At 49.5% G+C, this 12,859-nt stretch carries 12 protein-coding genes and 2 tRNA genes; 12 read left to right on the plus strand and 2 right to left on the minus strand.

Annotated features, from left to right (window positions below; genetic code table 11):
- The first annotated feature begins 7 nt into the window (after positions 1-7).
- The 3 genes from dnaK to greA all read left to right on the plus strand — a co-directional run bounded on the left by dnaK (position 8) and on the right by greA (position 3,753).
- Positions 8-1,930 (plus strand): molecular chaperone DnaK, encoded by a 1,923-nt coding sequence (gene dnaK, locus ACEN2G_RS01710; RefSeq protein WP_442019736.1) that lies wholly within the window; start codon positions 8-10, stop codon positions 1,928-1,930.
- Positions 1,931-2,020: 90 nt separating this feature from the next.
- Positions 2,021-3,151 carry a molecular chaperone DnaJ gene (gene dnaJ, locus ACEN2G_RS01715; protein ID WP_442019737.1) on the plus strand — a complete coding sequence of 377 codons (1,131 nt, stop codon included), beginning with the start codon at positions 2,021-2,023 and terminating at the stop codon, positions 3,149-3,151.
- Positions 3,152-3,276: 125 nt separating this feature from the next.
- Positions 3,277-3,753: a transcription elongation factor GreA gene (greA, locus tag ACEN2G_RS01720; protein ID WP_442019738.1), complete on the plus strand. Its 477-nt coding sequence runs from the start codon at positions 3,277-3,279 to the stop codon at positions 3,751-3,753.
- A 31-nt stretch (positions 3,754-3,784) separates the two neighbouring features.
- Here the strand turns inward: greA and ACEN2G_RS01725 are convergent, their stop codons facing one another.
- Positions 3,785-4,399: a PilZ domain-containing protein gene (locus tag ACEN2G_RS01725; RefSeq protein WP_442019739.1), complete on the minus strand. Its 615-nt coding sequence runs from the start codon at positions 4,397-4,399 to the stop codon at positions 3,785-3,787.
- A gap of 149 nt (positions 4,400-4,548) precedes the next feature.
- Complete coding sequence (gene yhbY / locus ACEN2G_RS01730; RefSeq protein WP_442019740.1) at positions 4,549-4,848, minus strand: ribosome assembly RNA-binding protein YhbY; 300 nt, start codon at positions 4,846-4,848, stop codon at positions 4,549-4,551.
- A gap of 84 nt (positions 4,849-4,932) precedes the next feature.
- Here yhbY and rlmE point away from each other — a divergent pair, with 84 nt between their 5' ends.
- The 9 genes from rlmE to nusA all read left to right on the plus strand — a co-directional run bounded on the left by rlmE (position 4,933) and on the right by nusA (position 12,840).
- Positions 4,933-5,562, plus strand: coding sequence for a 23S rRNA (uridine(2552)-2'-O)-methyltransferase RlmE (rlmE, locus tag ACEN2G_RS01735; protein WP_442019741.1), 630 nt, complete (start codon positions 4,933-4,935; stop codon positions 5,560-5,562).
- A gap of 44 nt (positions 5,563-5,606) precedes the next feature.
- Positions 5,607-7,556, plus strand: coding sequence for an ATP-dependent zinc metalloprotease FtsH (gene ftsH / locus ACEN2G_RS01740; RefSeq protein WP_442019742.1), 1,950 nt, complete (start codon positions 5,607-5,609; stop codon positions 7,554-7,556).
- Between the two features lie 85 nt (positions 7,557-7,641).
- Positions 7,642-8,475, plus strand: coding sequence for a dihydropteroate synthase (folP, locus tag ACEN2G_RS01745; protein ID WP_442019743.1), 834 nt, complete (start codon positions 7,642-7,644; stop codon positions 8,473-8,475).
- A 56-nt stretch (positions 8,476-8,531) separates the two neighbouring features.
- Complete coding sequence (gene glmM, locus ACEN2G_RS01750) at positions 8,532-9,857, plus strand: phosphoglucosamine mutase (RefSeq protein ID WP_442019744.1); 1,326 nt, start codon at positions 8,532-8,534, stop codon at positions 9,855-9,857.
- A 236-nt stretch (positions 9,858-10,093) separates the two neighbouring features.
- Positions 10,094-10,432 (plus strand): preprotein translocase subunit SecG, encoded by a 339-nt coding sequence (gene secG / locus ACEN2G_RS01755; protein WP_442019745.1) that lies wholly within the window; start codon positions 10,094-10,096, stop codon positions 10,430-10,432.
- Positions 10,433-10,439: 7 nt separating this feature from the next.
- A tRNA-Leu gene (locus tag ACEN2G_RS01760) sits at positions 10,440-10,526 on the plus strand.
- A gap of 74 nt (positions 10,527-10,600) precedes the next feature.
- Positions 10,601-10,677 (plus strand) — tRNA-Met (locus ACEN2G_RS01765).
- A 187-nt stretch (positions 10,678-10,864) separates the two neighbouring features.
- The gene (gene rimP / locus ACEN2G_RS01770; protein ID WP_442019746.1) at positions 10,865-11,323 is read left to right on the plus strand and encodes a ribosome maturation factor RimP; all 459 of its coding nucleotides are present in this window, start codon (positions 10,865-10,867) and stop codon (positions 11,321-11,323) included.
- A 14-nt stretch (positions 11,324-11,337) separates the two neighbouring features.
- Positions 11,338-12,840 (plus strand): transcription termination factor NusA, encoded by a 1,503-nt coding sequence (gene nusA, locus ACEN2G_RS01775; protein WP_442019747.1) that lies wholly within the window; start codon positions 11,338-11,340, stop codon positions 12,838-12,840.
- The last annotated feature ends 19 nt before the right edge of the window (positions 12,841-12,859 follow it).

Below are 12,859 nucleotides of genomic sequence, written 5' to 3' on the forward strand. Positions count from 1 at the left end.
GGATTTTATGGGTAGAATCATCGGCATAGATTTGGGTACCACTAACTCATGTGTGGCTATTTTAGACGGAGATAATCCGCGCGTCATCGAAAACGCCGAGGGTACCCGTACTACTCCTTCCATCATCGCCTATGCCGATGATGGCGAAACCTTGGTTGGCCAGCCAGCTAAGCGTCAGGCAGTAACTAACCCTGAAAATACCCTGTTTGCGATCAAGCGTTTGATTGGTCGTCGTTTTGAAGATGAAGAAGTGCAGCGTGACATTAAGCTGATGCCCTTCAAAATTGTAAAAGCCGACAACGGTGATGCTTGGGTTGAAGCCAAAGGCAGAAAAATGGCGCCGCCACAGGTGTCTGCCGAAGTGTTGAAAAAGATGAAGAAAACCGCCGAAGATTATCTGGGCGAAGCGGTAACCGAAGCCGTCATTACGGTGCCGGCTTACTTTAACGACGCTCAGCGTCAAGCAACCAAAGATGCAGGCCGTATCGCGGGCCTAGATGTTAAGCGCATCATCAACGAGCCCACTGCGGCGGCATTTGCCTATGGCGTAAATAAGACCAAGGGCGATCGTAAGGTTGCCGTATACGACTTGGGCGGTGGTACTTTCGATATTTCCATCATTGAAATCGATGAGATGGACGGTGAGAAAACTTTCGAAGTATTAGCGACCAACGGTGATACCCACTTGGGTGGTGAAGACTTTGATAACCGCTTAATCAACTATTTAGTTGCAGAATTTAAGCGCGAGCAAGGTTTTGATTTGATGAATGACATGTTGGCACTGCAACGCTTGAAAGAAGCGGCAGAAAAAGCCAAGTGTGAGCTGTCTTCTGCGCAACAAACTGACGTTAACTTGCCTTATATTACCGCCGATGCTTCAGGTCCTAAGCACTTGAACATTAAGCTGACGCGCGCCAAGTTAGAGTCACTGGTAGAAGACATGGTCACCAAGTCTTTGGAGCCCGTTAAAACTGCATTGAAAGACGCCGGCTTGTCCGTGACTGACATCGATGACGTGATTTTGGTAGGCGGTCAAACCCGTATGCCATTAGTACAAAAAGCGGTAACCGATTTCTTCGGTCAAGAGCCACGTAAAGACGTGAACCCTGATGAAGCCGTAGCCGTGGGCGCAGCCATTCAAGGTGCCGTATTGTCTGGTGATAAAACTGACGTGTTATTGCTAGACGTAACCCCGCTGTCTTTGGGTATTGAAACCATGGGCGGCGTGATGACGGCCGTGATTGAGAAGAACACCACCATTCCGACTAAGAAGTCTCAGGTGTTCTCTACCGCCGACGACAACCAAGCCGCCGTGACTATTCATGTGCTGCAAGGTGAGCGTAAGCGCTCCAGCGATAACAAATCTCTAGGTCAGTTTAACCTGGAAGGTATTCGCCCAGCACCGCGTGGTTTGCCACAAGTGGAAGTGACCTTTGATATCGATGCGGATGGTATCTTGCACGTGTCTGCGAAAGACAAAGACACTAACAAAGAACAGAAAATTACCATCCAAGCCTCTTCTGGTTTAACTGAAGAAGAAATCGATGCCATGGTGCGCTCGGCTGAAGCTAACGCCGAAGAAGATAAGAAGTTTGCCGAGCTGGTAGCTACGCGTAACCAAGCTGATGGTCTGGTACACGCCACTCGTAAGCAATTGGAAGAAGCGGGTGATGCTTTGGCCGCCGATGACAAGAGCGCTATCGAGTCTGCACTGAGCGAGCTTGAAACAGCTCTGCGCGGTGAAGATAAAGCCGATATCGAAGCTAAGCAGCAAGTCTTGCTTGAAGCCTCACAAAAGCTGGCAGAAGTGGCACAGGCGAAAGCGCAAGCGGATGCCGGTCAAACGGGTGAGCCACAAGATGGTGCAAACAACGTAGATGACGATGTGGTCGACGCCGAGTTTGAAGAAGTTAAAGACGATAAAAAGTAAGTTAACCCCAGCGTATTAGCGCGCTTAGAGCGGGCGTTGGGATGCCAACGCCCGCCTTTGTTTTAACAGGACTCAGGTAAGTTTCAGCCTATGTCAAAACGAGATTATTATGAAGTGCTCGGCGTCAGCAAAGACGCAGACGAGCGCGAGATAAAAAAAGCCTATAAGCGGATGGCGATGAAATATCATCCCGACCGTAATAAAACTGATGCCGATGCCATTGATAAGTTCAAGGAAGCGTCAGAGGCCAATGAAGTACTGACGGATCCGCAAAAGCGCGCCGCTTACGATCAGTTTGGTCATGCCGGTGTTAATGGTCAGCAAGGCGGCCAAGGTTATGGCGGTGGCGGTGACTTTGGCGACATTTTTGGCGATGTGTTCGGTGATATCTTCGGTGGCGGTCAGCGCCGTCAGCAGCGTGCGTCCCGCGGCTCAGATTTGCGCTACAACATGGAGCTGACGCTTGAAGAAGCCGTGCGGGGCGTGACCAAAGAGATCAAGGTCCCCACGCTCGTCGGCTGTGATGTGTGCGATGGCAGTGGCGCTAAGGCCGGTACTCAAGCTAAGACTTGCTCTACCTGTCATGGTCATGGTCAGGTACAAATGCGCCAAGGCTTCTTTACCGTGCAGCAGCCTTGTCCGCATTGCCGAGGTAAGGGAAAAGTTATCACAGACCCTTGCCACAAGTGCCACGGTGAGGGGCGCTATCAAAAGACCAAGACCTTGTCGGTGAAAATACCGGCGGGCGTGGATACCGGCGATCGCATTCGTTTATCTGGTGAAGGTGAAGCGGGTGAGTCAGGTGCACCGGCAGGTGATTTGTATGTGCAAATGCATGTCCGCGATCATGAGATATTTGTGCGTGATGGCAATAACCTGTACTGCGAAGTGCCGATTAGTTTCACGGCTGCAGCTTTAGGTGGCGAAGTAGAAGTGCCTACCTTAGACGGACGAGTTAATCTGAAAATTCCGGCTGAAACGCAAACCGGTCGTAGCTTTCGGTTAAAAGGAAAAGGCGTGCGTTCCGCGAGAAATGGCCAAATGGGCGATCTGGTGTGTAAGGTGTATATCGAAACGCCGGTGAGCTTAACCGAAGAGCAAAAAAATCTATTACAACAATTAGAAGACTCTTACGTTGGGGTGGCTGCCAATAAGCACCAGCCTAAAACGGAAGGCTTTCTAAAAGGCGTGAAGCGTTTTTTTGACGATTTGACCCGCTAAGCAGCCTGTATTACTCTGGGTTGTGCTTTAACCCATAAGCTCACGAATAACTTATAATTTGAGTCCCCTGACGATTGTCGGCAGGGGATTTTGTTTTATTGTCTGAAAGGGACTGGTTTTTCATTATGATACAAACTCCAATGACAGTGCGTGGAGCACAAAAATTGCGTGAAGAGCTGGATTACCTCAAATCAGAGCTGCGCCCTAGGATCATTGCCGATATTGCTTCTGCCCGTGAACACGGCGATTTAAAAGAAAACGCCGAGTACCATGCTGCGCGTGAAGAACAAGGGTTTTGTGAAGGCCGCATTCAAGAGATTGAGGGTAAGCTGTCTAACGCACAAGTTATCGATATCACCAAATTACCTAATAGCGGCAAGGTTATCTTTGGTACCACAGTGGATTTATTTAAAGTCGATGAAGAGAGAGAAATTACTTATCAAATCGTCGGCGATGATGAGTCTGATATCAAAGCGAACCGAATTTCGGTTAACTCGCCCATTGCGCGTGCCTTAATCGGTAAAGAAGTAGACGACGTAGCCGTGGTGAAAACCCCGGGTGGTGAGGTAGAGTACGAAATCCTCAAGGTACAATATCTTTAATCTGAAGCTCGATTATCTTATCAACAGGCGCCTAGGGCGCCTGTTTTTTTTCAATTTGTGCTAAAAACCCCTTAAATACAAAATCAGATAAGGTTCGCTGATCAGCACTACTGAGTTGAAACTGCACGGCAGTGACCCAAAAAGCGGGTCCCTTATGCTCTCGTACTAAGGTGACCACCAGACGAAGCGTCTCTTGGCCTACCACCATTAACAATGTTCGCATCTGAGGGCGTTTCTTAATCGCACCTTGAGCGAACAAGGAGCGACGAGATAACAGCCGCATACCATTGGTGGATAAATCCCGTATTTCGGCCGCCAGAGGTTTGCCATCGGCGCGTTTCAATTGAATGTGTTGGGGGCTAGGGAGGCGCCAGGAGCGAGGGTGACCGCCATTACTAATGATGTTGGGTACACTAAGCTCAGCGTGTTCTTGGGGCGCCATGTGGGGGGAGAGGGTCACGGGAAAACTAAGCATGACCTCACCGAGCTCCAACTTTAGCTCTAAGCGAGAAGCTTGCTCTAATAAGGGCGCCACCTGTTTATCCAGCAATAACGACAAGGTTAGACAGCTCTGATCTGAGTCTGCTTGGTATAACTCGCTAAGCAGAGCAATTTCTTCCTCAGACAGGTAAGGATGGAATGGCACAGGTCACACCTTAATTAAGTCTCAACAGTTAGTGTGAGCTTATGACGTGAGCAGGGGAAATGTAAAGATAAGGGAAAAACGATAAAAAAGACTGGGGCAGCCTGAGTACAGCGGCCCCTTATATCAGTCAGGCCGTTTAGCCAATTGGCTTATTTAGCGCGAGGTAAACTGATTTTTTTCTCTTCACTGGCACGGTACAGCGTCAATACGTGACCGATGTTTTGTACTTTAATGGCCTTGGTTTCACGGACGATGGCATCTATGATCAGAGCCTTGGTGTCGCGGTCTTCAGAGGCTACCTTCACTTTGATCAGTTCATGAAAATTCAGTGCCAAATCGATTTCGGCGAGCACGCCTTCGGTAAGGCCATGTTGGCCGAGCAATACCACTGGCTTTAGGCTGTGAGCCAAGCCTTTTAAGTATTGTTTTTGCTTATTAGTCAGGGTCATTGCAAAATGCTTCAGTTAATAGGTTGAAAGGGGACTATTGTACCCCCATCTTAGCTTCAATGGTAATAGCAGAGCGATAATTTAATGGCGAATAAAAAACGCTCAGGCAGCTCAACGCGCTGGCTTCAAGAGCATTTCAACGATAAGTATGTACAAGAAGCGCATAAAAGAGGCTTACGCTCTCGGGCTGTGTTTAAACTTGAAGAACTTCAAGGGCGCGATCGCTTGTTCAGACCAGGCATGACAGTTGTGGACTTAGGCGCAGCACCTGGCGGTTGGAGTCAATTTTCGGTGGAGCAGGTGGGATCAAAAGGACAAGTCATTGCCTGCGACCTGTTGCCGATGGACGCGATTGCTGGCGTGAGCTTCTTGCAGGGCGATTTTAGAGACGAAGCGGTACTGAATGCCTTGCTCGAGCGAGTAGGGCAAGATAAGGTCGACGTCTTGCTTTCTGATATGGCACCTAATATGAGCGGCACACGAGAAGTCGATCAGCCAAAGTCTATGTATTTGGTCGAATTAGCTCTGGATATGTGTCGCCAAGTATTGGCGCCAAACGGTAGCTTTGTAGTGAAAGTGTTCCAAGGGGCCGGTTTTGATGAATTCTTATTGGAAGTTCGTCGGTCTTTTAGTTCAGTTAGAGTAAGAAAACCCGATTCATCGCGACCGCGATCGCGAGAAGTGTACATTGTGGCTACAGGTTTTAAACTGTAGTACTCTGTAAAAGTCATAAACTGTCAGCCGGTGAGGTTAGTAATTTGAGTGACATGGCGAAAAATTTGATCCTGTGGTTGGTCATAGCCGTGGTGTTAATGTCGGTATTCCAGAGCTTTAGCCCAAGCGAGCCGAGTGGACGCCAACTGGACTACACCACCTTTGTACAGGAAGTATCTCAAGGACAAATCCGCGAAGTCCGCATGGACGGTAGAACCGTACAGGGCGTTAAGCGCAGTGGTGATCGATTCACGACTATTCTGCCTGCGCAGGACCCTCAACTTCTGAACGATTTGTTAAATAATAATGTCCGTGTGGTTGGTGAAAAGCCGGAAGAGCCTAGCCTGCTGACGTCTATCTTTATTTCTTGGTTCCCCATGCTGCTGTTGATCGGCGTTTGGGTATTCTTTATGCGCCAAATGCAAGGCGGTGGCGGCGGTAAGGGTGCCATGAGCTTTGGTAAGAGCAAGGCGCGTTTGATGGGTGAAGACCAAATCAAGACCACCTTTGCCGATGTTGCCGGCTGTGATGAAGCCAAAGAAGACGTGGCCGAATTGGTTGATTACTTGCGTGATCCTAGCCACTTTCAAAAGCTTGGTGGTCGCATTCCAACCGGTATTTTGTTGGTGGGTCCGCCGGGTACCGGTAAAACGCTGTTGGCGAAAGCCATCGCCGGTGAAGCTAAAGTGCCTTTCTTTACCATTTCAGGTTCTGATTTTGTGGAAATGTTTGTCGGTGTGGGTGCATCACGGGTGCGCGACATGTTTGAACAAGCCAAAAAGTCTGCACCTTGCATCATCTTTATCGATGAAATCGACGCCGTTGGTCGCCAACGTGGCGCAGGCATGGGTGGTGGTCACGATGAGCGAGAGCAAACCCTAAACCAGATGCTGGTTGAGATGGACGGCTTTGAAGGTAACGAAGGTGTGATAGTGGTTGCGGCCACTAACCGTCCCGACGTACTTGATCCCGCCTTATTGCGCCCTGGCCGTTTTGACCGTCAGGTAGTTGTAGGTCTGCCGGATGTGCGTGGTCGTGAACAAATTCTTAAAGTCCATATGCGCCGCGTGCCGTTAGGTGATGATGTGCAGGCGAGTGTGATTGCTCGCGGTACGCCAGGCTTTAGTGGCGCAGACTTGGCGAACTTGGTCAACGAAGCCGCCTTGTTTGCGGCGCGCTCTTCTCGCCGTGTCGTGTCCATGGACGAGTTTGAAAAAGCCAAAGACAAAATCATGATGGGCGCCGAACGCCGTTCTATGGTGATGTCTGAGAAAGAAAAAGCCATGACCGCTTACCATGAAGCGGGCCACGCGATAGTAGGACGTTTAGTGCCAGAGCACGATCCTGTGTATAAAGTGTCTATTATTCCTCGTGGCCGCGCCTTGGGTGTCACTATGTATTTGCCTGAGCAAGACAGATACAGCTACAGCAAACAGCATCTAGAGTCGATGATCTCTAGCTTGTATGGCGGTCGCTTAGCAGAAGAGATCATTTACGGCTTTGAAAAAGTGACCACAGGTGCCTCAAACGACATAGAGCGTGCTACCGATTTAGCCCAAAAAATGGTTACTCAATGGGGCTTGTCGGAAAAAATGGGTCCTTTGCTGTACGCCGAAGAAGAAGGCGAGGTCTTTATGGGCCGCTCTTCTGCCAAGGTGAAGCATATGTCCGATGACACCGCGCGAGCGATAGATGCCGAAGTGAAAGAGCTGATTAATCGTAACTACGACAGATCCAAGAAAATCTTACTGGATAACATCGATATACTGCATGCCATGAAAGATTGCTTGATGATGTATGAGACGATTGATGCCAAACAGATTGACGACTTAATGGCCCGTCGCGCAGTACGTGCGCCAGCCGATTGGGTGGAAGATTCTAATGATAAGCCACAAGGACCCACTGCCGGCGCTGATGATAAAGAGTCAGCTCCAGCAGAGCAGCCTAAGACTGGCGCACCGGATCTAAATAAGCCCAGTGATATCACCAGTTAATTCATTTTTATGCTAAATTAAGCCCCGAACATGCCCTGTTCGGGGCTTTTTTATTTGCTTAACATCCTTAATCGAGAGCATTCTTATGCTGTTATCAAGCACCTCTAAAAGCTTGGATTTATCTCGTCCTCAAATTATGGGCATCCTCAACTTAACGCCTGACTCTTTTTCAGACGGTGGCCGCTTTAGCGCACCTATTGCCGCGCTCGCCCATGCCAAACAGATGTTGGCAGACGGTGCCACTATCATAGATATTGGCGGCGAATCCACACGCCCTGGGGCAGATGCGGTGGCGGAGCAGCAAGAGTTAGACCGGGTTATTCCTGTAATAGAGTTATTACGCGAGGAGCTTGAGTGTTGGGTTTCAATTGATACCAGTAAAGCCGTGGTGATGAAAGAGGCGGTGAGCGCGGGCGCGGATCTTATCAATGATATTCGTGCACTGCGTGAGCCTAATGCCTTGCAAGTAGCGGCTGACAGCGGTGCCGCTATTTGCCTGATGCATATGCAAGGGCTGCCGCGAACCATGCAGCAAGCGCCAGATTATGCAGACGTGACTGCAGAGGTAATGACGTTTTTAGCCGACAGAGTACAAGCCTGTCGAGCGGCGGGTATCAGCCCAGAGCGGTTATGCTTAGACCCAGGCTATGGTTTTGGTAAAGGCTTAGCGCACAATTATGAATTACTGGCCAAACTTGGAAACTTGCATCAGCTAGGCTTGCCCTTGCTGGTTGGCATGTCACGTAAGTCCATGCTCGGCCAATTGCTCGGGCGTGATGTTGATCAGCGCCTAGCCGCTAGCTTGGCTGCTCACTTATTTGCGGTGCATCAAGGTGCTCATATTTTACGGGTGCATGATGTCAAAGAAATGGCAGACGCGCTGCGCGTTTGGCAACATGCAGCACAGTATCTGAGTTAAAAGTCGGGTATAAAAAATTCGGAATAAAAATCAGCACCAAGAATTAGGGATAAAAAATGAGTAGAAAGTATTTTGGTACCGACGGCATCCGTGGCCACGTAGGCGAGTATCCGATCACACCTGAGTTTGTGATGAAGCTTGGCTGGGCTGCCGGTAAAGTATTATCACAAACCGGCACTAAGAAAGTGTTAATTGGTAAAGACACTCGTATTTCTGGTTACATGCTGGAGTCTGCCCTCGAAGCGGGATTATCCGCAGCCGGTCTGCAGGCGGCCTTATTAGGCCCTATGCCAACGCCAGCTATCGCCTATTTGACCCGTACTTTTAGGGCGGAAGCCGGCATAGTGATCAGCGCCTCTCATAATCCGTATTATGATAACGGCATTAAGTTTTTCTCTCATGATGGTACAAAACTCCCCGATGACGTTGAGCTGGCTATTGAAGCCATGCTGGATCAGCCTATGGACTGTGTGGCATCTGAACAGCTAGGCAAGGCTCGTCGTATTATTGATGCAGCAGGGCGCTACATAGAGTTTTGCAAGAGTACTTTTCCCTCAGAAATGCACTTAGATGGCCTCACCATAGTGCTCGATTGCGCCCATGGCGCTACTTATCATATAGCGCCATCTGTGTTTGAAGAGCTAGGTGCGAAAGTGATCCGCATGGGCTGTGAGCCCAATGGCATTAATATTAATGATAAGGTCGGTTCCACCGCACCTGAGTCCTTAATGGCGGCAGTACTAGAGCATGGCGCGGATCTCGGTATCGCCTTCGATGGCGATGGTGATCGCTTAGCCATGGTCGATCATACGGGTACCTTGCTCGATGGCGACCAAGTGCTTTATATCATTGTGAACAATGCCGTTAGTCGAGGCACGCTAGTCGGCGGTGTAGTGGGCACCTTAATGACCAATATGGCTTTTGAGTTGGCGTTGGCGAAGCAAGATATTCCCTTTGTACGGGCTAACGTAGGGGATCGCTACGTCTTAGAGCAGCTTAAACAGCGCGGCTGGAAGCTGGGCGGGGAAAACTCAGGGCATATTATCAGCCTTGATCACAACAGTACCGGTGACGGTATAGTGGCCGCCTTGCAAGTATTACGTGCCATGGTGTGCAACAAGCAAAACTTACAGAGCTTAGGTCAAAGCTTAGTGCTATATCCGCAAGTGCTGAATAACGTACGCTTTAGTGCGGGCACAGATCCTCTTAACGACGCCGAAGTGAAAGTGCGGGTGGCTCAGGCGGAAGCCGAGTTAGCCGGCGCTGGTCGCGTACTGCTCAGAAAGTCAGGTACTGAACCTTTAATTCGGGTGATGGTCGAGGGTGCTGAGTTAGAACAAGTGAGTCGGTTGGCACAGTTTATTGGTGATGCGGTCAAATAACGGCAGGTAAATCTCAGAGGGAGCGAAAGCCAAGCAATCATATATATTCTTGACCCACATTTTCCCTTAATACGGCCGTTTTATTGACCTTTGAATGGTCTTGTTGCTGAATTTTCATGCAGTCACACGTTATTTGTAAAATTGGGCTTGTAACCCGTTAAACCTATGGCTAGTATTAGCCCCGCTCCGGACAGTAGTCTGATGCGGGGCTCAGACGTCAAGCAAAGGTGTAGCTGATGTACGAAATTCTTTTAGTGGTGTATCTGCTTATCTCACTAACCTTAATCGGTTTAGTGCTGATCCAGCAAGGTAAGGGTGCCGACATGGGCGCTTCCTTCGGTGCAGGTGCCTCCAATACTGTTTTTGGCTCCAGTGGTTCAGGAAACTTTTTAACTAAAGCGACCACACTGCTGGCAGCAGGCTTCTTTATTGTCAGTCTGGCGCTGGGTAACTTATCCAGTAACAGTACGCAAAAAGTAAGCGAATGGGATGATCTTTCTGTACCTGCGGTACAACAAGAAAGTATTCCTGCAGGCGATGTACCTGCTGTTAACAGCAGCGACGTGCCTGAATAATAGTTTTGCCGTGGTGGTGGAATTGGTAGACACGCTATCTTGAGGGGGTAGTGCCTGTATGGGCGTGCGGGTTCAATTCCCGCTCACGGCACCAATTATTGTTAGCTTGAGTTTCTTACTCAGAATAACTATAATTTCACGTAGTTTTTAACTATGTAATTTTTCGGACGCGGGATGGAGCAGTCTGGTAGCTCGTCGGGCTCATAACCCGAAGGTCGTCGGTTCAAATCCGGCTCCCGCAACCAATTCCTCACACTTATTGCAGCTGTTTTAAACAAATGTGATAGGTGGTTGTCGTAAGACAACAGTCAGGGTCCAGGTGAATAGCCCCGATTTGAAGATCGGGGCTTTTTGTTATCTGCACGTTAGCACCTATTTAGGGTGCACATTCACTGGGCTGCGAGCCCTTTTTTTGTTTTCGGAGGGGTAGCTTTGGCTACATTGGAACAACGATTAACCGAAATGCTGACCGAGCCCGTTGAGGCTTTGGGTTTTGAATTGCTAGGGCTCGAATTTGTTCGTGCCGGACGTCATTCGACCTTACGTTTGTATATCGACCATGAAGACGGTATTCAAGTCACCGACTGCGCCGAGGTCAGCCGGCAGGTGAGCGCCGTAATGGACGTAGAAGATCCCATAACTACCGAATATGATCTGGAAGTGTCTTCTCCGGGTATGGCTCGCCCTCTATTCAAACCTGCTCATTATCAAGCCATTATTGGCGAACAGGTTGAATTGTCCCTGCGTATGGCGGTGAATAATCGTCGTAAGTTGAACGGACTTGTGGTGGCGGTGGATGACACACTGATCAGACTGGAGGTAGACGGAACTGAGTTCCCGATTGCTTTCGCTAATATCCAAAAAGCACATCTGGTTCCGAACTTTGACTAACGAGGCAGTCGGACATGAATAAAGAAATATTGCTGGTGGTAGATGCGGTTTCTAACGAAAAAGCATTGCCTCGCGAAAAGATTTTTGAAGCCTTAGAAACGGCCTTGGCCACGGCGACAAAAAAGAAATATGACGGTGACATCCTAGTCCGCGTCGAGATTGATCGTAAAAGTGGTGACTTCGAAACTTTCCGTCGTTGGCAGGTAGTGGAAAGTCAGGACACCCTGACCAACCCTTATGCTGAAATCACCTTGGAAGCGGCGCAAATTGATGAGCCAGAAATCCAAATTGGTGACTTCGTCGAAGACGACATCGATTCTGTGACCTTTGACCGCATCACCACCCAAACTGCTAAGCAGGTTATCGTACAAAAAGTACGCGAAGCCGAGCGTATGCAAGTGGTTGAGCAGTTTAAAGATCAAGAAGGTGAGATCATCAGCGGCGTAGTGAAAAAAGCGACCCGTGAAAACGTGATCTTGGATCTAGGCAACAACGCCGAAGCGGTGATTTTCCGCGAAGACATGCTACCGCGCGAAACATTTCGCAGCGGCGACCGGGTACGTGGCTTATTATATGCCGTGCGTCCAGAAGCACGTGGTGCCCAGTTATTTATTAGCCGCAGCAACCCTGACTTCTTAAAAGAGTTATTTCGCATTGAGGTGCCAGAGATTGGTGAAGAGGTTATCGATATTATGGGCGCCGCGCGCGACCCAGGTAGCCGCGCCAAGATAGCCGTCAAGACCAACGACCGCCGTATCGATCCCATCGGTGCTTGTGTGGGCATGCGTGGCGCTCGTGTACAAGCGGTTTCCAGCGAGCTTAACGGTGAGCGGGTTGATATCGTGCTGTGGGATGATAATCCGGCGCAGTTCGTTATCAACGCCATGGCCCCTGCCGACGTGTCATCCATTATCGTGGACGAAGACGCGCACTCCATGGATATCGCCGTGGAGTCTGGCAACTTGGCGCAAGCCATAGGTCGTAACGGTCAAAACGTGCGCTTGGCCGCTCAGCTTACCGGCTGGGAGCTAAACGTGATGACGGTTGAAGATTTGCAAAGCAAGCATCAGGTTGAAAGCGACAAGATTATTAACCTCTTCATTCAGCACTTGGATGTAGATGATGATTTTGCCAGCCTCTTGATGGAAGAAGGCTTTTCCTCATTGGAAGAAATTGCCTATGTGCCAGTCAGCGAGCTGTTAAGCGTTGAAGGCCTAGATGAAGATATGGTGGAGGAGCTGCGTAATCGTGCCAAAGCCGCCCTGACGACTCGGGCGCTTGCGCAAGAAGAATCATTCGAAGGGGTGGAGCCGGCAGAAGATCTGCTCGCATTGCCCTCCATGACCCGGGAGCTGGCCTATGCGCTTGCCGCCCGTGGTGTTTCGAGTCTGGAACAACTAGCAGAGCAGGGCATAGACGATCTTGAAGGAATTGAAGATCTGAGTGAAACCCTAGCTGGGGAGCTGATTATGGCGGCCCGTAACATCTGTTGGTTTGGGGATCAGACCGAAGAATAAGATTAGCGGAGGTTAATTA

Origin of the sequence: Oceanisphaera sp. W20_SRM_FM3 (assembly GCF_052119705.1) — a bacterium.
GTDB lineage: Bacteria > Pseudomonadota > Gammaproteobacteria > Enterobacterales > Aeromonadaceae > Oceanimonas.